The organism is Mesorhizobium sp. WSM4906, from assembly GCF_029674625.1.
Taxonomy (GTDB): domain Bacteria; phylum Pseudomonadota; class Alphaproteobacteria; order Rhizobiales; family Rhizobiaceae; genus Mesorhizobium.
In genome coordinates this window covers 3,567,469-3,585,966 of sequence record NZ_CP121355.1, presented here as the reverse complement: position 1 = coordinate 3,585,966, position 18,498 = coordinate 3,567,469, and the positions used below count along the sequence as shown (strand labels likewise).

Here is an 18,498-nt window from a genome sequence, read left to right as displayed (position 1 = left end):
TCCGAAAAGTCCGCAACTTTTCGGGATCATCCTCTGGACGAGACCCCTGCGCCCCGTCCATGCGTCAAATGTCAGCGATAGGGCGCGTCCAGCGCGATGTTGCGCGCCAATTCCCGCTCCCAGCGATCGCCGTTCGCGAGCAGCTTTTCCTTGTTGTAGTAAAGCTCCTCGCGCGTCTCGGTCGCGAATTCGAAATTCGGCCCCTCGACGATGGCGTCGACCGGGCAGGCTTCCTGGCAATAGCCGCAATAGATGCATTTCACCATGTCGATGTCATAGCGCACCGTGCGGCGCGTGCCGTCGTTGCGGCGCGGGCCGGCCTCGATGGTGATCGCCTGCGCCGGGCAGATCGCTTCGCAGAGCTTGCAGGCGATGCAGCGTTCCTCGCCGTTGGGGTAGCGGCGCAGCGCATGTTCGCCACGGAAGCGTGGGCTCAGCGGCCCCTTCTCGTGCGGATAGTTGATCGTCTCCTTCGGCGCCACGAACTGGCGCATCGACAGGAAGAAGGCGCTGACGAAATCCTTCAGCAGCAGCGCCTTTGCGGCTTGGGCCAGAGCGGACATCACGCAAACCCCGTGATCTTGAGGAAGGCCGCGGTGGCGACGACCATGAAGAGCGAAATCGGCAGGAAGACCTTCCAGCCCAGTCGCATCAGCTGGTCGTAGCGGTAGCGCGGCACGAACGCCTTCACCATCGAGAACATGAAGAACACCAGGCAGACCTTGAGCACGAACCAGATCAAGCCCGGCACCCAGGTGAAAGGCGCGAAATCGAACGGTGGCAGCCAGCCGCCAAGGAAGAGGATGGTAGCCAACGCGCACATCAGCACGACGGCGACGTACTCGCCCAGGAAGAAGAGCAGGAACGGCGTCGACGAATATTCAACCATATGGCCGGCAACCAGTTCCGATTCCGCCTCGACGAGATCGAAAGGCGGACGGTTCGTCTCCGCCAGCGCCGAGATGAAGAACACGATGAACATCGGGAACAGCGACAGCCAGTGCCAGTCGAGGAACGTGTTGGGCATGCCGAGCCTGGTGCCGAGGCCGTCTTGCTGCGAGAGCACGATGTCGGAGAGGTTGAGCGAACCGACGGTGAGCAGCACCGTAACGATGACGAAGCCGATCGAGACTTCGTAGGACACCATCTGCGCGGCCGAGCGCAGCGCGCCGAGGAACGGATATTTCGAATTGGACGCCCAGCCGCCCATGATCACGCCATAGACCTCGAGCGAGGAGATGGCGAAGACATAGAGGATGCCGACATTGATGTTGGCGATCGCCCAGCCCTGACTGACCGGAATGACGGCCCAGGCCGAGATTGCGAGCACCGCCGAGACCAGCGGCGCCAGCAGGAAAACGCCCTTGTTGGCACCGGACGGGATCACCGGCTCCTTGAACACGAACTTCAACAGGTCGGCGAAGGCCTGCAGCGTGCCCCAGGGGCCGACGACGTTCGGGCCGCGGCGCAGCTGCACTGCTGCCCAGATCTTGCGGTCGGCGTAAAGCACATAGGCCACGAAGATCAAAAGAACGACGATCAGCACCACCGACTTCAACAGGATCAGCAGCGCAGGCAGCACGTAGAAGGAGAAGAAGGTATCCATGCTTATTCCGCCGCCTGCTTGAAGCCGCTCTTGGCCAGCGCCGAACATTCAGCCATCACGGCCGAGGCCCGCGCGATCGGGTTGGTCAGATAGAAATCCTTCACCGGCGAAGTGAAAGTGCCCTTGTTCAGGCGTCCGCCGAGCTTCGCCGCCCTGGCGATGTCTTCGGCGCTGCCGGCCAGAACCTGGTCGATGCGGGCGAGATGCGGATGTTCGCCGTAGAGCTTGGCACGCAGCTGCGCCAGCGAATCGAACGGCAGTTTCTTGCCGAGCACATCCGACAGCGCCCTGAGAATCGCCCAGTCCTCGCGCGCTTCGCCCGGGGCGAAGCCGGCGCGGTTGGTCTGCTGCACGCGGCCTTCCGTGTTGACATAGGTGCCGGACTTTTCGGTGTAGGCGGCAGCCGGCAGGATGACGTTGGCGCGGTGCGCGCCGGCATCGCCATGCGTGCCGATATAGACGACGAAGGCGCCGCCGGTCTTGGCCATGTCGATCTCGTCGGCGCCAAGCAGGAACAGGAGATCCGTTTCGCCCAGCATGCCGGCGACATTCTTGCCGCCCTCGCCCGGCACGAAGCCGACGTCGAGCCCGCCGACTCGGGCCGCAGCGTTGTGCAGCACCGCAAAGCCGTTCCAATCGGCCGTGACGGCATTGACGGCCGTCGCCAGCCTTGCCGCCTGGCCGAGCACCGCCGCGCCGTCCGAGCGCGCCAAGGCGCCCTGGCCGATGATGATCAGCGGATGAGTTGCATTCTTCAGCACCTCAAAGAACTTGCCGTTGCCGTCGGCCAGGTCCTTCAAGGACTCTGGCCCGGCGCCGATGAGCTCGTAGTCATAGCGCGTGTCGCCGATCTCGCCGATGACGCCGACCGGCAGGTTGCCGACGCGCCAGCGCTTGCGGATACGGGCGTTGAGCACCGAGGCCTCGAAGCGCGGATTGGCGCCGACGATCAGCACCGCATCGGCCTGCTCGATGCCTTCGATGGTCGGATTGAAGATGTAGCTGGCGCGGCCGAGCGACGGATCGAGCGCAGCACCGTCCTGGCGGCAGTCGATGTTCTTGGAGCCGAGCGCCGCCATCAGAAGCTTGAGCGCATAGATCTCCTCGACCGCGGTGAGGTCGCCGGCAATGGCGCCGATGCGCTCGGGTGCGGTCTTCGACACCTCGTCCTTGATCGCCGCGAAAGCTTCCGCCCAGCTTGCCGGAGCGAGCTTGCCATCCTTACGCACATAGGGGCGATCGAGGCGCTGTGTGCGCAGACCGTCCCAGATGAAACGGGTCTTGTCGGAGATCCACTCCTCGTTCACCGCCTCGTTGACGCGCGGCAGGATGCGCATCACTTCACGGCCTCTGGAATCGACGCGGATCGCCGAGCCGACGGCATCCATGACGTCGATCGATTCCGTCTTGGTCAGTTCCCACGGCCGCGCCTGGAAGGCGAACGGCTTGGAGGTCAGTGCGCCGACCGGGCAGAGGTCGATAACGTTGCCCTGCAATTCCGACGTCATCGCCTGTTCGAGATAGGTGGTGATCTCGGCATCCTCGCCGCGGCCAATCAGGCCGAGCTCGGAAATGCCGGCGACCTCGGTGGTGAAGCGGACGCAGCGCGTGCAATGGATGCAGCGGTTCATCACCGTCTTGACCAGCGGGCCGATATACTTGTCTTCCACCGCGCGCTTGTTCTCGTGATAGCGCGAGGAATCGACGCCGAAAGCCATCGCCTGGTCCTGCAGGTCGCACTCGCCGCCCTGGTCGCAGATCGGGCAATCCAGCGGATGGTTGATCAGCAGGAACTCCATCACGCCTTCGCGGGCCTTCTTGACCATCGGCGTGTTGGTGAAGATCTCCGGCGGCTCGCCATTCGGACCGGGGCGCAGGTCGCGCACGCCCATGGCGCAGGAGGCCTGCGGCTTGGGTGGGCCGCCCTTCACCTCGATCAGGCACATGCGGCAATTGCCGGCGATCGACAGCCGCTCGTGGAAGCAGAAGCGCGGCACTTCCGCGCCGGCGTCCTCGGCCGCCTGCAGCAGCGTGTAGTGGTCGGGTACCGTGATCTCTTTCCCGTCGACCTTGAGCTTTGCCATTCGCCTCAAACCCTCGCGGATTTCCCGCAATCTCTCTTTCCGGGCGCAGCTGATGCCGCGCCCGGCATTTCATCTCGCTACTTGGCGGCCAGCGCCGCCGCCTGACCGGTCCAGTCGTCGCGGCCGATGCGGCCGGCAAGCGACAGGTAATCCTCGACCCAGGCGATCTCTTCCGACGTCCAGGCAGCGATCTGGCCATAAGTCCAGATGCCAAGACCGTTCAGCACCTTCTCGAGCTTCGGCCCGATGCCCGAAATCGCCTTCAGGTCGGAAGGCTTCCCCGGCTTGTCGATCGCCTTGGGCTGCCTGAAATCCTCCGGCATCAGCCCGGTCGCGGCCGTTCCGGCAACCGTGTCGGCACCTGCCGTGTCGAGCGCCTTCTCGGTGGCGTTGGCCGCGATGTCGGTCATGTCCCTGGCAAAGGTCTGCGCCTCGGCGATCAGCGTCTCGGTCGCCTTGCGCGCCTTGGACGAATTGTTGGCGGCTGCGGTCCGCGCCTCGAGATCATCGAGGAACGGCTGGAACATGCGCTGTGAGGCTTCGACCGCGCCGGAGAGCGCACCCATCCATACGCCGAGGGCCTGGTTGGCAAATCCGATGCCCAGCGCCGACATCGCGGCCGCGCCCGCGACGGGATGCGCCATGAGATTGACGGCGCTGGCCATCTCCCTCGGCATCATCTTTGTCAGGTCCTGGTTCATCTTCTCGAGTTGGTCCCAATAAGGCATCAACGGGTAGGCTATCGAATACGGCGCCATAGACATCTCCTGGTCGTTTCTTCGTACGCCCCGCCCCTGCTTTTCCGTCCCGGGCAATTGCCCGTCTTCACAAATACTATTCCGCCGCCGCCATCACCGGCTCGACCCGGTGCGCGTTGCGCGAAAACTCGTCGATGCGGCGTTCCACCTCGCCGCGGAAGTGCCGCATCAGGCCCTGGATCGGCCAGGCCGCCGCGTCGCCCAGCGCGCAAATCGTGTGGCCCTCGACCTGCTTGGTGACGTCGAGCAGCATGTCGATCTCGCGCTTCTGCGCTTCGCCGCGCACCAGCCGCTCCATCACACGCCACATCCAGCCGGTGCCTTCGCGGCACGGCGTGCACTGGCCGCAGCTCTCATGTTTGTAGAAGTAGGAAAGCCTGGCGATCGCCTTCACGATATCGGTCGACTTGTCCATGACGATGACGGCCGCCGTGCCGAGGCCGGATTTGAGATCGCGCAGCGCGTCGAAATCCATCGGCGCGTCCATGATCTGCTCGGCCGGCACCAACGGCACCGAGGCGCCGCCGGGTATGACCGCCAGCAGATTGTCCCAGCCGCCGCGAATGCCGCCGCAATGCGTCTCGATCAGCTCGCGGAACGGGATCGACATCGCCTCTTCGACGGTGCACGGGTTGTTGACGTGGCCGGAGACGCAAAACAGCTTGGTGCCGGCATTGTTCGGCCGGCCGAAGGACGAGAACCAGGCGGCACCCCGGCGCAGGATGGTCGGCGCCACGGCGATCGATTCGACGTTGTTGACCGTGGTCGGGCAGCCATAGAGGCCAACATTGGCCGGGAATGGCGGCTTCAGCCGCGGCTGGCCCTTCTTGCCTTCCAGGCTTTCGAGCAGCGCCGTCTCCTCGCCGCAGATATAGGCGCCGGCGCCATGGTGCATGTAGACGTCGAAGTCGTAGCCGGACGTGTTGTTCTTGCCGATGAGCTTCGCCGCATAGGCCTCGTCGATGGCCCGCTGCAGCGCCTCGCGCTCGCGAATGAACTCGCCGCGCACATAGATATAAGCGGCGACCGCACCCATGGCGAAGCCGGCGACCAGCGCGCCCTCGACCAGCGTATGCGGATCGTTGCGCAGAATGTCGCGGTCCTTGCAGGTGCCCGGCTCGGATTCGTCGGCGTTGATGACCAGATAGGCCGGCCTGCCGTCGCTTTGCTTGGGCATGAACGACCATTTCAGGCCGGTCGGGAAACCGGCGCCGCCGCGGCCGCGCAGGCCGCTCGCCTTCATCTCGTTGATGATCCAGTCGCGCCCCTTGGCGATGAGGCCGGGCGTGTCGTCCCAGATGCCGCGCGCCTGCGCTCCGGCCAGCGACTTGTCGAAGAGGCCGTAGATGTTGGTGAAGATGCGGTCTTTGTCCTGGAGCATTTCTCGTCCCTCAGACCGGCTTCTTGCCGAAGACGCGGATGTATTCGGCGACGCCGCCCTTGGCGAGCGCCTTGGCCTGCTTCACCCAGTCGTCGCGCTCGATGCGGCCGCGGAAATTGAGATAGCCGTCGACCCATTCGCGCTCGGCCTTCTTCCACGAGGCAACCTGCGCGAAAGTGTAGATGCCGAGCGAATGCAAGGTGCCCTCGATCTTCGGACCGACGCCGGAAATCAGCTTCAGATCGTCGACCGCTGCCGGCCGCTCGATGCCGGCCGGGCGGTTCTTGTCCTCAAGCGAGGGCTTAGCCGCCTTGGCGGCGGGCTGCTTGGTTTCGGGTGACTTGAAGGCGGAAGCCGGTTCGGCCTTGATCGCCGGCCCGCTGCGCGGCTTCGAAACCCCTTCGACTTCCGGATCAGCCTGGTTGGCATTGGCGGCGGAGTGGCGCGGTGCCCTGACACTGGCAGCCTTCTCTGTGGCGGGCGAAACCTTGACCGGCGACGGCGTCGTCAACGCCGGACTGGTTTCGGGCGCATCGGTCTTCGGCTTGCTGGATTTCGATGGCCCGACCGGAGCCGAGGGCGCCGGCGCCGCAGGTGTCTGCGAGACGACGGCGGCCGGCGCGGCAGCCGGCGCCGAGGCCGCAGCCTCCTTGGCCGCCTTCGCCGCTGCCTTGGCTTCCTTGTCGCGGGTCGACTTCAGGATCGCCTTCTCGCTCTTCAGTGTCGTCAGTCCGGACGCAGGCTCGGAGCCGGTACGGCCGTTCTGCGGACCCGGCTTAACTTCCGCGCCCTTGCCCGCTTCATAGAGATCGATGATCTCGGCGAGGCGTTCCGGCGTCAGGTCCTCGAACGTGTCCTTGAAGATCATGACCATCGGCGCGTTGACACAGGCGCCGAGGCATTCGACCTCCTCCCACGACAGTGTGCCCTTTTCGTTGGTGTGGAACTGATCGTGATGGATCTTCGACCGGCAGACATCCATCAGTGCTTCGGAGCCGCGCAGCATGCAGGGCGTTGTGCCGCAGACCTGGATATGGGCGCGGGTGCCGACCGGATTGAGCTGGTACTGCGTGTAGAAGGTCGCGACCTCGAGGCCGCGGATGCGCGGCATGCCGAGCATGTCGGAGATCGTCTCGATCGCCGCCTTGGTGACCCAGCCTTCCTGTTCCTGCGCCAGCATCAACAAGGGGATGATGGCTGATTGCTCGCGTCCCTTGGGATATTTGGCGATCCACTGCTTGGCCGCCGCCGCATTCTCCTTGTTGAAGGTGAAGGACGCTGGCTGGACGCTGGCTTCTGCGAGACGGCGGACTGACATTTAGCGATCGACCTCACCAAACACGATGTCGAGGGAGCCAAGAACGGCGGTGACGTCGGCCAGCATGTGGCCGCGGCACAGGAAATCCATGGCCTGCAGATGCGCGAAGCCTGGCGCCCGCAGCTTGCAGCGATAGGGCTTGTTGGTGCCGTCGGAGACGAGATAGACGCCGAACTCGCCTTTCGGCGCCTCGACGGCCGCATAGACCTCGCCGGCCGGCACGCGGTAGCCCTCGGTATAGAGCTTGAAGTGATGGATCAGCGCTTCCATCGAGCGCTTCATCGCCGCGCGCTTCGGCGGCACCACCTTGCCGTCGAGGTTCGACACCGGGCCGCTGCTCTCCTTGCCGAGCAGCAGATCGACGCATTGGCGCATGATCTTCGCCGACTGGCGCATCTCTTCCATGCGCACGAGATAGCGGTCGAAGCAGTCGCCGTTCTTGCCGACCGGGATGTCGAAATCCATCTCGGAATAGCATTCATAGGGCTGCGCCTTGCGCAGGTCCCAGGCAGCGCCCGAGCCGCGCACCATCACGCCGGAAAAACCCCAGGCCCAGGCGTCGGCCAGCGACACCGTGCCGATATCGACATTGCGCTGCTTGAAGATGCGGTTGGGCGTGAGCAGCGCGTCGAGGTCGTCGATCGACTTCAGGAACGGGTCGATCCACTTGCCGATATCCTCGATCAGCTTCTGCGGCAGGTCCTGGTGCACGCCGCCCGGCCGGAAATAGGCCGCATGCATGCGCGAGCCGGAGGCGCGCTCGTAGAACACCATCAGCTTTTCGCGTTCGACGAAGCCCCATAGCGGCGGGGTGAGCGCTCCGACGTCCATCGCCTGCGTCGTCACATTGAGGATGTGCGACATGATGCGGCCCATTTCGGAATAGAGCACGCGGATCAGCTGGCCGCGCTTCGGCACCTCGATACCGAGCAGCCGCTCGGCGGCCAAAGCGAAGGCATGCTCCTGGTTCATCGGCGCGCAATAGTCGAGCCGGTCGAGGTAGGGCACGGCCTGCAGGTAGGTCTTGGCCTCGATCAGCTTCTCGGTGCCGCGATGGAGCAGGCCGATATGCGGATCGACGCGGTCGACAACCTCGCCGTCGAGCTCAAGAACCAACCGCAAAACACCGTGCGCTGCAGGGTGTTGAGGCCCAAAGTTAATGTTGAAATTGCGGACGGAGGTCTCAGCCATTCTGGCGCCTCAATTCGTCTTGGCTTTTTCGTCCCCCGGCAGGACGTAGTCCGTCCCTTCCCAGGGAGAAAGAAAATCGAAATTGCGGAATTCCTGCTTGAGCTCGACCGGCTCGTAGATCACGCGCTTCGCCTCGTCGTCGTAACGCACCTCGACGAAGCCGGTCAGCGGAAAATCCTTGCGCAGCGGATGGCCGTCAAAGCCGTAGTCGGTGAGGATGCGCCGCAGGTCCGGATGGCCGGAGAACAGCACGCCGTAGAGATCGTAGGTCTCGCGCTCGTACCAGTCGGCGCCGGGGTAGACTGAGGTCAGCGACGGCACCAGCGTCTCTTCGTCGGCCTGGACCTTGAGGCGGATGCGCCCATTCTGCTTGGGCGACAACAAGTGGTAGACGACGTCGAAGCGCTTGGCCCGCGACGGGTAGTCGGCCCCGCAGATGTCGATGATCGAGATGAACTGGCAGCGCGGATCGTCGCGCAGGAAGGTCGCCACCTCGATCAGATTGCCCGGCTCGACGGAAACCGTCAGCTCGCCATAGGCAAGCACGGCTTCGCCGATACGGCCGGAGAGCTTCTCGCCGAGATAGGTGGAGAGTTCGTTCAACGCCAAGGCCATTGGTTCACCGTTCGATCGTGCCGGTGCGGCGGATCTTCTTCTGCAACAGAAGAATGCCGTAGAGCAGCGCTTCCGCGCTCGGCGGGCAGCCGGGGACATAGATGTCGACCGGCACGATGCGGTCGCAGCCGCGCACCACCGAATAGGAATAATGGTAGTAACCGCCGCCATTGGCGCAAGAGCCCATCGAGATGACGTAGCGCGGCTCCGGCATCTGGTCGTAGACCTTGCGCAGCGCCGGCGCCATCTTGTTGGTCAGCGTGCCGGCCACGATCATGATGTCGGACTGGCGCGGAGACGCGCGCGGCGCGACGCCGAAGCGCTCGCTGTCGTAGCGCGGCATCGAGGTGTGGATCATCTCGACCGCGCAGCAGGCGAGGCCGAAGGTCATGAACATCAGCGAGCCGCTGCGCGCCCAGGTGATCAGCGCTTCGGTCGAGGTGACGAGGAAGCCCTTGTCGGCCAGTTCATTGTTGATTTCCAGGAAGAAGGGATCGTCCTCCCCCACCGGCCTGCCGGTGTTGGGATCGATGATGCCCTTGGGCTTCGGCGCGACGAGGGTGCCTGAACTGTCGTTCAATCCCATTCCAGCGCTCCTTTTTTCCATTCATAGGCAAAGCCGATGGTCAGCACCGCCAGGAACACCATCATCGACCAGAAGCCGAGCATGCCGACCTTCGAGAAGGACACCGCCCATGGGAACAGGAAGGCGACCTCGAGATCGAAGATGATGAACAGGATCGACACCAGGTAGAAGCGGATGTCGAATTTCATGCGGGCGTCGTCGAAGGAGTTGAACCCGCATTCATAGGCGGAAAGCTTTTCCGGGTCGGGATTGCGGTAGGCCACCAGGAACGGCGCGATGATCAGCGCGAGACCGACGACCATCGCCACTGCGATGAAGAGGACGATGGGCAGATACGAACTTAGGAGTGCGCTCATGCGGCGACTTTCCTTTGGCGGGCCAGTTCACTTTGATTACAGCAACGGACTCTAATGCGGAAGCGTGACAGTTTAACCGCTGAACCGTTTTAAAGGGGCCCATGCTGCAACGCGGCGAGGGTTAGCGCAGCGGTTTCGGCGACGCAAGTCAAACCTTGTTCAAAATCCGGCGCTGGACGCCATATCGGAAGAAACTGGTCCGATCCGCTCCTGTTTGATTTCCTTCACTTTTTACTCCACTTTTCTCTCCTGACATATCTCCCGCCATTTGCCTGCTAGCATGGCTGGAATCACCGGCCGGGAAACATGTAAACGGATCGAGGCAAAGGCACCTTGATGAAGGAAAAAATCTCTCTTCGCATGGCCAGGCGCATCGCGCTCGGCGCGCAGGGTTTCACGGACCCTCGTCCGGGCGGCGAGCCCAACCGCCGGCACCTCGCCCGCGTGCTCTCCCGGACCGGCCTGCTGCAGATCGATTCCGTCAGCGCGGTGGTGCGCGCCCATTACATGCCGCTCTATTCGCGCCTCGGCCCCTACCCGCTTGCGCTGCTGGACAATGCAGCCGTGACCCGCAAGCGCGCCATCTTCGAATATTGGGCGCACGAGGCGTCGTTCCTGCCGGTCGAGACCTATCCGCTCCTGCGCTGGCGCATGCAGCGCGCCGAACGCGGCGAGGAAATGTATCTCGGCCTCGCCAAATGGGGTCGTGAGCGCAAGACGATGATCGACGAGATCTATAAAGAAGTCGCAGAACGCGGGCCGATCGCCGCCTCCGACATCGAGGGCCACAAGGGCAATGGCGGCTGGTGGGGCTGGAGCGAGGCCAAGCACGCCTTCGAATGGCTGTTCTGGGCCGGACGCATCACCACCGCTTACCGGCGCGGCTTCGAGCGCTACTACGACCTGCCCGCGCGCGTTTTGCCGCAGGCCGTGCTCGACCTGCCTGTACCCTCGGTCGAGGACGCGCATCGCGAATTGCTGCGCATTTCCGCCCGCGCCCATGGCATCGCCACCTATGGCGACTTGCGCGACTACTTTCGTCTGGCACCCGGCGACACCAAAGACAGGATCGAGGAACTGGTCGAGGCTGGCGAGTTGCTGCCGGTGCGGGTCGAGGGCTGGGACAAGACCGCTTACCTCCACAAGGACGCCCGCCTCCCGCGCCGGGTCGAGGCGCGCGCGCTGCTCGCCCCGTTCGACCCCGTCGTCTTCGAGCGCACGCGGACGGAAAAGCTCTTCGACTTCCGCTACCGCATCGAGATCTACACGCCGGCCGAAAAGCGCCAATACGGCTATTACGTGCTGCCCTTCCTGCTCGGCGACCGGATCGTCGCGCGTGTCGACTTGCGGGCCGATCGCCCGGCCAGCGTGCTGCGCGTCCACGCCGCCTACGCTGAAGCTCACGCTCCGCCCGAAACGGCGGCCCAATTGCTCGAAGAGCTGAAGCAGATGCAATCCTGGCTCGGCCTGGAGGCGATCGAGGTGACGCCGGCCGGCGACCTTGGACCGGCGCTGGCCGACATCCGGGTGTCGTAGCCGCGCGTTGACAGGCGCATAGCCGTAAGCCTAAATCCTGACCCAGACGGTCTCCTCCCGGCAAAGGGAGGAGCCAAGAGGGAATGCGGTGCGGAGTTGAAAAATTCCAAATCCGCGGCTGTCCCCGCAACTGTGAGCGACGAGCCTCAGCCGAAAACCACTGGGATGTCCCCGGGAAGGCGGCACGAGAAGGCGATGACCCGCGAGCCAGGAGACCTGCCGTCTGAGACTTTAAGTATCCGAACGCCCGGCGGGTTTTCCGGGCAAGGAGCCTGGTTTTGGATCGCAACGGCAGTTTCCCGGCAAACAGTGCGGACATTTCGTCCGAGTCCGACGCGTTGGCCGGCGTGACCGTCATCGTCTGCTCGTCCTGCCGCGACGAGAGCGGTTCGGACGCGCATCCGCGCGCCGGCGCCCTGCTGGCCGAGGACACGCGCAGCGCAGCGTCGGGCCAGGATATCCGCATCCGCACTGTCGAATGCCTCGGCAATTGCAAGCGCCGCCTGAGCGCCGCGCTCCTGCGCGACGGCTGCTGGAGCTATGTCTTCGGCGACCTGGAAACGAACAGCGGCGCCGACCTCGTCGCCGGCGCGAAGCTCTTCGCCACATCGACCGATGGCCTCATTCCGTGGCGCGGCCGGCCCGATTCCCTCAAACGCGGCCTGGTTGCCCGCATCCCGCCTCTCGATCTCCTGAAGGACTGACCATGAACGCTTCCGTTTCCCGTGTTCCGTGCACCGTCGTCACCGGCTTCCTCGGCGCCGGCAAGACGACGCTGATCCGCAACCTGCTCGAAAACGCCAAGGGCAAGCGGCTGGCGATCATCGTCAACGAGTTCGGCGACGTCGGCATCGACGGCGAGATCCTGAAAGGCTGCGGCATCGACACCTGCCCGGAGGAGAACATCGTCGAGCTCGCCAACGGCTGCATCTGCTGCACCGTGGCGGACGATTTCGTGCCGGCGCTCGACCAGATCCTGTCGCGCTCGCCGAAGGTCGACCACATCCTGATCGAAACCTCCGGCCTGGCGCTGCCGAAGCCGCTGGTTCAGGCCTTTCAGTGGCCGACGGTCAAGAGCCGCGTCACCGTCGACGGCGTCATTGCCGTGGTCGACGGCCCGGCGTTGGCAGACGGCCGCGTCGCCTCCGACATGGACGCGCTCCAGGCGCAGCGCGCTGCCGACGATTCCCTCGACCATGACGATCCGGTCGAGGAGGTGTTCGAGGACCAGATCGCCTGCGCCGACCTGATCATCCTGTCGAAGAGCGACCTGATGGACGCGGCTGGCTCGGAGCGCGCCAACGCCGTCATCGGCGAGCATGTGGCGCGTGCCGTGAAGGTGGTGCCGACGACGCACGGCAAGGTCGATCCGTCGGTCCTGCTCGGCCTCGGCCTTGCCGTCGAGGACGACATCGAGAACCGCAAGACCCATCATGACGACGAGCTCGACCACGAGCATGACGATTTCGACTCCTTCGTCATCGATATCCCGTCGATCTCGCATCCGGACGAGCTGGCAAAACGCGTCGCCCTCGCCGCCGAGCAGGAAAACGTGCTGCGCGTGAAAGGCTTCGTCGAGGTCGGCGGCAAGCCGATGCGGCTGCTGCTGCAGGCCGTCGGCCCGCGCGTCAATCACTATTACGACCGCGCCTGGACGGCTGCGGACGATCGCCGCTCGCGGCTCGTCGTCATCGGCCTCAAGGGGCTGAATCGCCCAGCGGTCGAGCGTATCCTCGCCGGCTGAGGCAAGCACGAAAAGCCCAACACGAAAAGCGATGCATATCCTCACCACGACATCCGCCTCGCTCGACGATCTCGCCGAGCCGATCGACCTCAGGCAGACGCCTGCGGATGTCGTGGCGCTGTCCTTCACCGACAGCGACCTTGCCGGCCTCGCCGCCGCCTGGAAGGCGGACGCTGAAAGACTGCCCTCGATGCGGCTTGCTGCCCTTCGCGACCTGCGCCACCCGATGTCGGTCGATCTCTGGATCGACAGCGTCGCCCGCCATGCCAAGATCGTCCTGGTCCGCATTCTCGGCGGTTACGACTGGTGGCGCTACGGCTGCGACCAGCTTGCGGCGGTCGCACGCGAACGAAACATCAAGCTGGCGCTGCTGCCGGGCGAAAGCCATGACAAGGATCAGCGCCTGATCGAAGGCTCGACGCTGCCGCGCGCCGAGCTCGACGCCTTACTCGGCTATTTCCGCGAAGGTGGCCCGACCAATATGGCTGTGTTGGTGCGGAGATTGGCCCGACTGGCTGGGTCGGATGCGGTGGTGACCGAGGCAGTGAGCGTGCCGAAAGCCGGGTTTTATGAGCCAGGAGTCGGCGTCGTTGAGAAGCCGGGTTTCGCAAAAGTCGGCGATCCTTCGCACCCCCCTCTGTCCTGCCGGACATCTCCCCCGCAAGGGGGGAGATCAGCCGTCACCAGCCCCGGCGCCTCTTCTTCAGGGGCATCAAAACAGCCATCTGCAACATCTGCGATTGGCGAAACCGTCGACCACAGAGCAATCTCCCCCCTTGCGGGGGAGATGTCCGGCAGGACAGAGGGGGGTGTGACGGAACTCGACGTCGACAGTTTCGCCGTCATCCCCATCCTTTTCTACCGCTCGATGCTGCTCGCCGCCGACGTGGCACCGATCGATGCGTTGGCTGACGCGCTACGCTCGCAAGGTTTGACCCCGGTGCCGATCTTCGTATCCAGCCTAAAAGACCCGGCGTCTCTGGCCTTCGTCGAAACCGCCCTCGCATCGCTGAACCCTGCCGCCATCATCACCGCCACCGCCTTCGCCTCCGGCGCCGAGCCGGGCGCAGAAACGCTCTTCGACCGCGCCGGCGTGCCTGTGTTCCAGGTCATCGTCGCCACGACGAGGCGCGAGGTCTGGGAGAAGACCCAGCGCGGTCTGGCGCCGGCCGATCTCGCCATGCACGTCGTGCTGCCGGAGCTCGACGGCCGCATTCTGGCCGGCGCGATCTCCTTCAAGGGCGAGATCGAGACCGACCCGGCGCTTGCCTTCCGCGCTTTCGCCAACCGGCCGAAGGCCGATCGGGTCGCGCAGGTCGCCAAGCGCGTCGCGGCCTTCGTTCGCCTGCGGCAGACTGAGCGGGCCAGGCGCAAGCTGGCGATCCTGATCCCGGACTACCCGAGCGCACCTGGGCGTACAGGCTATGCCGTCGGGCTTGACGTGCCCTCGAGCGTGCTCGCCATGCTGCATGACCTGAAGGAACAAGGCTATGCGGTTGATGGGATTCCGCAATCGCCGCGCGCGTTGCTGGATGCGCTGGAAATGGGCGGACACGGGTTAAGTCTAGAAGACTACTTGCGCTCGTCCACGGAACTGCCGGGAGGCGCGCGTGATGCAGTCAGGGCTGCCTGGGGCAGCGCGGAAGACCAGATAGGTCTGCGCGAGGCACCCCCCTCTGTCCTGCCGGACATCTCCCCCTCAAGGGGGGAGATTAGCAGGTCCGTCGATGGCGCCATTCCTGCAGCGCTGGCGATTGGCGAAAGCGGTGGCGACAGATCAATCTCCCCCCTCGTGGGGGAGATGTCCGGCAGGACAGAGGGGGGCGCGACAGAACGCCGTCCTTTACAGGCAGCCTCCTCGCCAGGCTTCCCCTTCCGCGCCGCGACCTTCGGCAACGTAACCGTCGCTCTCGCCCCCGACCGCGGCCGCTCCGCCGACCGCCGCGCCGACTACCACGACCCGACGCTCCCCCCGCGCCACGAGCTCATCGCCTTTGGCCTCTGGCTGCAGAAATCGCTTGGCGTTCACGCAATCGTCCATGTCGGCGCGCACGGCACGCTGGAGTGGCTGCCGGGCAAGACAGTCGCGCTCTCCGACACCTGCTTTCCCGAGATCGTCACCGGCTCGCTGCCGGTCGTCTATCCCTTCATCGTCTCCAATCCCGGCGAGGCGGCACAGGCCAAGCGCCGCATCTCGGCCGTCACGCTCGGCCATCTGCCGCCGCCGCTCACAGGCGCCGGTCTGGACGAAGCACAGCAGCGCCTCGAGCGTCTTGTCGACGAATACGCCCAGGCCGACGGGCTCGACCGTCGCCGCCGCGATCGGCTGGCGAGGCTGATCGTCGAGACCGCACAGAAGTCCGGTCTTGCGGCGGAGGCTGGCGTTGCCGGCACTGATGCGCCGGACGAAGCGCTGCGCCGCATCGACGCCTGGCTTTGCGACCTCAAGGATTTCGCGGTGAAGGACGGGCTGCATGTCTACGGCCGCGCGCCGCAAGACGAAGCAGATCCGCTGCGCCGCCAAAGCGCCGAGTCCGAAAAGACTGCCCTGCTCGCCGCCCTCGACGGCCGCCACGTCAAGGCAGGCCCGGCCGGCGCGCCGGCGCGCGGCCGTTCCGACGTGCTGCCCACCGGCCGCAACCTCTTCACCTCCGACCCGCGCACCATGCCGACGCCGACCGCCTATGATCTTGGCCAGGCGGCGGCGGAAGAAGTCGTGCGGAGCTACATGCAGAGCCATGGCGACTGGCCCCGTTCGCTGGTCATCGACCTCTGGGGCTCGGCCTCTTTGCGCACGGGCGGCGAGGAGATCGCGCAAGGCCTGGCGCTGATGGGCTGCCGGCCGCAATGGGATGCCGCGACCGGGCGCGTCACCGGTATCGAGGTGCTGCCGCCGGCGACGCTCGGCCGCCCGCGCGTCGACGTCACTTGGCGCATTTCAGGCCTGTTCCGTGACATGTTCCCGACCCAGATCGCGCTGATAGACGCCGCCGCCAATGCGGTTGCGAGCCGCGACGAGGACGATACCGAAAATCCCCTCGCTGCAGCGACCCGCGCTCGGGGCAAGATCGGCCCGCGCATTTTCGGCACCTCGCCGGGAACCTACGGCGCGGGCGTCGAGGAATTGCTGTCGCGCGGCGAATGGGGGGCGCGCGAGGAGATCGGCCGCGCCTATCTCGAGGCCACCTCGCACGCCTATGGCGGCGCCGACGGCGAAGCGGTTGCGGCGCCCGGCGCTTTCGAGGGCCGCATCGCCGAGGCCGATCTTCTCGTCCATACCGGCGATGATCCGGGGCGCGACATCCTCGAAGGCTCGGCCGACGTCGCCTTTATCGGCGGATTTTCGGCCGCGCTTGCTGCCCTTGGCAGGAATGCCGACGTCATCGTGCTCGACACGACCGATCCGAAGAAGCCGAAGCCGCGCTCGGTGAGCGAGGCCGTGTCGCGCGTGGTGCGGGCCCGCGCGGTCAATCCGCGCTTCATCGCCGGCCAGATGCGCCACGGCCCGCGCGGCGCCTCCGAATTCGCCGAGACGGTCGACCGTCTCGTCGGCTTCGCCGAGACGACGCACGCCATTTCGGGCGCGCTGATCGAGGCGGTGCATGACGCCTATGTTGGCAACCCTGATGTCCGCGCCTTCCTGCTGCGCGAGAACCCAGCCGCAGCAAAAGTCATCGCCGAGCGGTTCCTGTCGGCGCGGCGGCGCGGGCTTTGGCATCCGCTCCGCAACTCCATCGACGACGATCTTGCGGCCTTGATCGCCGAGGCGCAGGCAAGCGGGGTAGCGGCATGAACGCGTTTTCCCGCCGCGGCGCCTGCCCTGCCCTGAGCGCTCCGATGCAGACCGGCGACGGGCTGCTGGTGCGGCTCAACCCGGTCGCTGGAGGACTTTCGCCCAGATCGCTGGTCGGACTCGGCGAATCCGCCTTGCGCCACGGCAACGGCATCATGGAAGTGACCGCGCGCGGCAGCTTGCAGATCCGCGGGCTGACGGCGGAAAGCGCGCGGCTGCTGGCGGCGGAGGTGGATGCGCTTGGCATTGCGGTGCGCACGGGCGTTCCGGTCGAAATTGGGCCGCTGGCGGGAATCGATCCGCAGGAGGTCGCCGACCCGCGCCCGTTGGCTGAGCGGATCAGGGCTGCGATCGACGAGGCCGGGCTGGCTGCAAGGCTGGGACCGAAAGTGTCGGTGATTGTCGACGGCGGCGGGCAATTGGCCATGGATGCGCTGACGGCCGATGTGCGGCTGAAGGCGGTGCGGGCTGGAGGCGAGCTTCTTTGGCGCGTGTCGGTTGGCGGTGACAGCCGAAGCGCCAGGCCGCTCGCATTGGTCGATGGGGATGCGGCGCGGGATATAGCGGTAGCTGCCCTGAGGATGGTCGCCGAAAGAGGCCGCGAGGCACATACGCGGGATTTGACGGAGCGGCAGTTGGTCTCTCTCGCGAGCTGGCATTCCTTCGCGCCCCCCTCTGTCCTGCCGGACATCTCCCCCACAAGGGGGGAGATTGGCAGCTTCGCCGCCGGCTCCCCTTCTGGAGCCCACCCTCATTTTGCGACGTCAGCGATTGGCGAAACCGGCGGCGACAGTGCAATCTCCCCCCTTGTGGGGGAGATGTCCGGTCCACCCTCCGCAGCTGCAGCGCAGCTGCTGCGGAGGACGGGCAGGACAGAGGGGGGCGCCGTGGAGCGCCAACGTTCCCCCGTCGGTCTTTTCGACCTAGCCAACGACCACGCCCTTGGCATCGGCCTGCCCTTTGGCAGCATGCCGGCGCAGCCTCTCATCGAACTCGTGAGGCAAGTCCTGCAACGCGGCTCCACCGAAATCCGCTTGGCCCCCGGCCGCGCCCTGCTCTTCCTCGGCCTCTCCTCATCAGCCTGCGCTTCGCTGCAAACCTCCGCCGCTACCCTCGGCTTCGTCACCTCCCCAGCCGACCCGCGCACCCGCATCGCCGCTTGTCCTGGCGCGCCGGCTTGCGCTTCCGCCCGCATTGCCGCCCGCGCCATCGCCGAGACGATCGCGACCGAAAGCGCCGACCTCTTCGATACCTCCATCACCCTGCACATCTCCGGCTGCGCCAAGGGCTGCGCCCATCCCGGCCCGGCGGCGCTCACCCTGGTCGGCGACGAAAACGGAGCCGGACTTGTCGTGGACGGGACGGCAAAGGCCCTTCCTGCCGGATACAGGCCGGGCTATGACGCCGCGCGTGGGGTTGCCGGCATTGCCACTGCAATCCGCAGCGCACGACATCCCGGCGAGACCGCCGCCGCCTGCCTGGCAAGGCTTGGCGCGGCCGGCGTCGCCGAACTCTATCGACGGAACTGAA

The 18,498-nt window shown here is 65.4% G+C and carries 15 protein-coding genes and 1 riboswitch; of the genes, 5 read left to right on the top strand and 10 right to left on the bottom strand.

What is annotated here, in order from left to right:
- Positions 1-71: 71 nt before the first annotated feature.
- From nuoI to QAZ22_RS16995, 10 genes are all read right to left on the bottom strand, one after another.
- Complete coding sequence (gene nuoI / locus QAZ22_RS17040) at positions 72-563, bottom strand: NADH-quinone oxidoreductase subunit NuoI (protein ID WP_278201916.1); 492 nt, start codon at positions 561-563, stop codon at positions 72-74.
- Positions 563-1,606: an NADH-quinone oxidoreductase subunit NuoH gene (gene nuoH / locus QAZ22_RS17035; RefSeq protein WP_278201914.1), complete on the bottom strand. Its 1,044-nt coding sequence runs from the start codon at positions 1,604-1,606 to the stop codon at positions 563-565. The genes nuoI and nuoH overlap by 1 nt, the downstream gene beginning before the upstream one ends.
- Before the next feature lie 2 nt (positions 1,607-1,608).
- On the bottom strand, positions 1,609-3,690 hold the full coding sequence (gene nuoG / locus QAZ22_RS17030) for an NADH-quinone oxidoreductase subunit NuoG (RefSeq protein WP_278201913.1): 2,082 nt from the start codon (positions 3,688-3,690) through the stop codon (positions 1,609-1,611).
- Positions 3,691-3,767: 77 nt separating this feature from the next.
- Positions 3,768-4,448, bottom strand: coding sequence for an NADH-ubiquinone dehydrogenase (locus QAZ22_RS17025; protein WP_278201911.1), 681 nt, complete (start codon positions 4,446-4,448; stop codon positions 3,768-3,770).
- A 76-nt stretch (positions 4,449-4,524) separates the two neighbouring features.
- Positions 4,525-5,829 carry an NADH-quinone oxidoreductase subunit NuoF gene (nuoF, locus tag QAZ22_RS17020; RefSeq protein ID WP_278201909.1) on the bottom strand — a complete coding sequence of 435 codons (1,305 nt, stop codon included), beginning with the start codon at positions 5,827-5,829 and terminating at the stop codon, positions 4,525-4,527.
- 10 nt (positions 5,830-5,839) lie between these two features.
- A complete protein-coding gene (locus tag QAZ22_RS17015) occupies positions 5,840-7,147 on the bottom strand; it encodes an NADH-quinone oxidoreductase subunit E (RefSeq protein WP_278201908.1) in 1,308 nt (435 codons plus the stop codon).
- On the bottom strand, positions 7,148-8,338 hold the full coding sequence (locus QAZ22_RS17010) for an NADH-quinone oxidoreductase subunit D (protein WP_278201907.1): 1,191 nt from the start codon (positions 8,336-8,338) through the stop codon (positions 7,148-7,150).
- Positions 8,339-8,347: 9 nt separating this feature from the next.
- Complete coding sequence (locus QAZ22_RS17005; protein WP_278201906.1) at positions 8,348-8,953, bottom strand: NADH-quinone oxidoreductase subunit C; 606 nt, start codon at positions 8,951-8,953, stop codon at positions 8,348-8,350.
- A 4-nt stretch (positions 8,954-8,957) separates the two neighbouring features.
- Positions 8,958-9,539, bottom strand: a complete 582-nt coding sequence (locus QAZ22_RS17000) for an NADH-quinone oxidoreductase subunit B (protein WP_013531090.1) — start codon at positions 9,537-9,539, stop codon at positions 8,958-8,960.
- Positions 9,530-9,895 (bottom strand): NADH-quinone oxidoreductase subunit A, encoded by a 366-nt coding sequence (locus QAZ22_RS16995; RefSeq protein WP_149791214.1) that lies wholly within the window; start codon positions 9,893-9,895, stop codon positions 9,530-9,532. Before QAZ22_RS16995 ends, QAZ22_RS17000 begins: the two co-directional genes overlap by 10 nt.
- Before the next feature lie 336 nt (positions 9,896-10,231).
- Between QAZ22_RS16995 and QAZ22_RS16990 the strand changes: the two genes are divergently transcribed.
- The 5 genes from QAZ22_RS16990 to cobG all read left to right on the top strand — a co-directional run bounded on the left by QAZ22_RS16990 (position 10,232) and on the right by cobG (position 18,497).
- Complete coding sequence (locus QAZ22_RS16990; protein WP_278201905.1) at positions 10,232-11,431, top strand: winged helix-turn-helix domain-containing protein; 1,200 nt, start codon at positions 10,232-10,234, stop codon at positions 11,429-11,431.
- Between the two features lie 30 nt (positions 11,432-11,461).
- Positions 11,462-11,670, top strand: a riboswitch (cobalamin riboswitch).
- A gap of 39 nt (positions 11,671-11,709) precedes the next feature.
- Positions 11,710-12,135 (top strand): DUF1636 family protein, encoded by a 426-nt coding sequence (locus QAZ22_RS16985; RefSeq protein WP_278201904.1) that lies wholly within the window; start codon positions 11,710-11,712, stop codon positions 12,133-12,135.
- 2 nt (positions 12,136-12,137) lie between these two features.
- Complete coding sequence (gene cobW, locus QAZ22_RS16980; protein ID WP_278201903.1) at positions 12,138-13,175, top strand: cobalamin biosynthesis protein CobW; 1,038 nt, start codon at positions 12,138-12,140, stop codon at positions 13,173-13,175.
- A 31-nt stretch (positions 13,176-13,206) separates the two neighbouring features.
- Positions 13,207-16,968 carry a cobaltochelatase subunit CobN gene (locus QAZ22_RS16975; RefSeq protein WP_278201902.1) on the top strand — a complete coding sequence of 1,254 codons (3,762 nt, stop codon included), beginning with the start codon at positions 13,207-13,209 and terminating at the stop codon, positions 16,966-16,968.
- Positions 16,965-18,497, top strand: coding sequence for a precorrin-3B synthase (cobG, locus tag QAZ22_RS16970; RefSeq protein WP_278201901.1), 1,533 nt, complete (start codon positions 16,965-16,967; stop codon positions 18,495-18,497). Before QAZ22_RS16975 ends, cobG begins: the two co-directional genes overlap by 4 nt.
- Position 18,498: the final 1 nt, after the last annotated feature.

What these genes read in the sequence shown, in the direction of transcription:
- nuoI (WP_278201916.1), bottom strand. Translation starts at nt 563, where the DNA reads ATGTCCGCTCTGGCCCAAGCCGCAAAGGCGCTGCTGCTGAAGGATTTC.
- QAZ22_RS17025 (WP_278201911.1), bottom strand. Translation starts at nt 4,448, where the DNA reads ATGGCGCCGTATTCGATAGCCTACCCGTTGATGCCTTATTGGGACCAA.
- QAZ22_RS17010 (WP_278201907.1), bottom strand. Translation starts at nt 8,338, where the DNA reads ATGGCTGAGACCTCCGTCCGCAATTTCAACATTAACTTTGGGCCTCAA.
- QAZ22_RS16975 (WP_278201902.1), top strand. Translation starts at nt 13,207, where the DNA reads ATGCATATCCTCACCACGACATCCGCCTCGCTCGACGATCTCGCCGAG.
- QAZ22_RS17000 (WP_013531090.1), bottom strand. Translation starts at nt 9,539, where the DNA reads ATGGGATTGAACGACAGTTCAGGCACCCTCGTCGCGCCGAAGCCCAAG.
- nuoF (WP_278201909.1), bottom strand. Translation starts at nt 5,829, where the DNA reads ATGCTCCAGGACAAAGACCGCATCTTCACCAACATCTACGGCCTCTTC.
- nuoH (WP_278201914.1), bottom strand. Translation starts at nt 1,606, where the DNA reads ATGGATACCTTCTTCTCCTTCTACGTGCTGCCTGCGCTGCTGATCCTG.
- nuoG (WP_278201913.1), bottom strand. Translation starts at nt 3,690, where the DNA reads ATGGCAAAGCTCAAGGTCGACGGGAAAGAGATCACGGTACCCGACCAC.
- QAZ22_RS16995 (WP_149791214.1), bottom strand. Translation starts at nt 9,895, where the DNA reads ATGAGCGCACTCCTAAGTTCGTATCTGCCCATCGTCCTCTTCATCGCA.
- cobW (WP_278201903.1), top strand. Translation starts at nt 12,138, where the DNA reads ATGAACGCTTCCGTTTCCCGTGTTCCGTGCACCGTCGTCACCGGCTTC.
- QAZ22_RS17005 (WP_278201906.1), bottom strand. Translation starts at nt 8,953, where the DNA reads ATGGCCTTGGCGTTGAACGAACTCTCCACCTATCTCGGCGAGAAGCTC.
- QAZ22_RS17015 (WP_278201908.1), bottom strand. Translation starts at nt 7,147, where the DNA reads ATGTCAGTCCGCCGTCTCGCAGAAGCCAGCGTCCAGCCAGCGTCCTTC.
- QAZ22_RS16990 (WP_278201905.1), top strand. Translation starts at nt 10,232, where the DNA reads ATGAAGGAAAAAATCTCTCTTCGCATGGCCAGGCGCATCGCGCTCGGC.
- cobG (WP_278201901.1), top strand. Translation starts at nt 16,965, where the DNA reads ATGAACGCGTTTTCCCGCCGCGGCGCCTGCCCTGCCCTGAGCGCTCCG.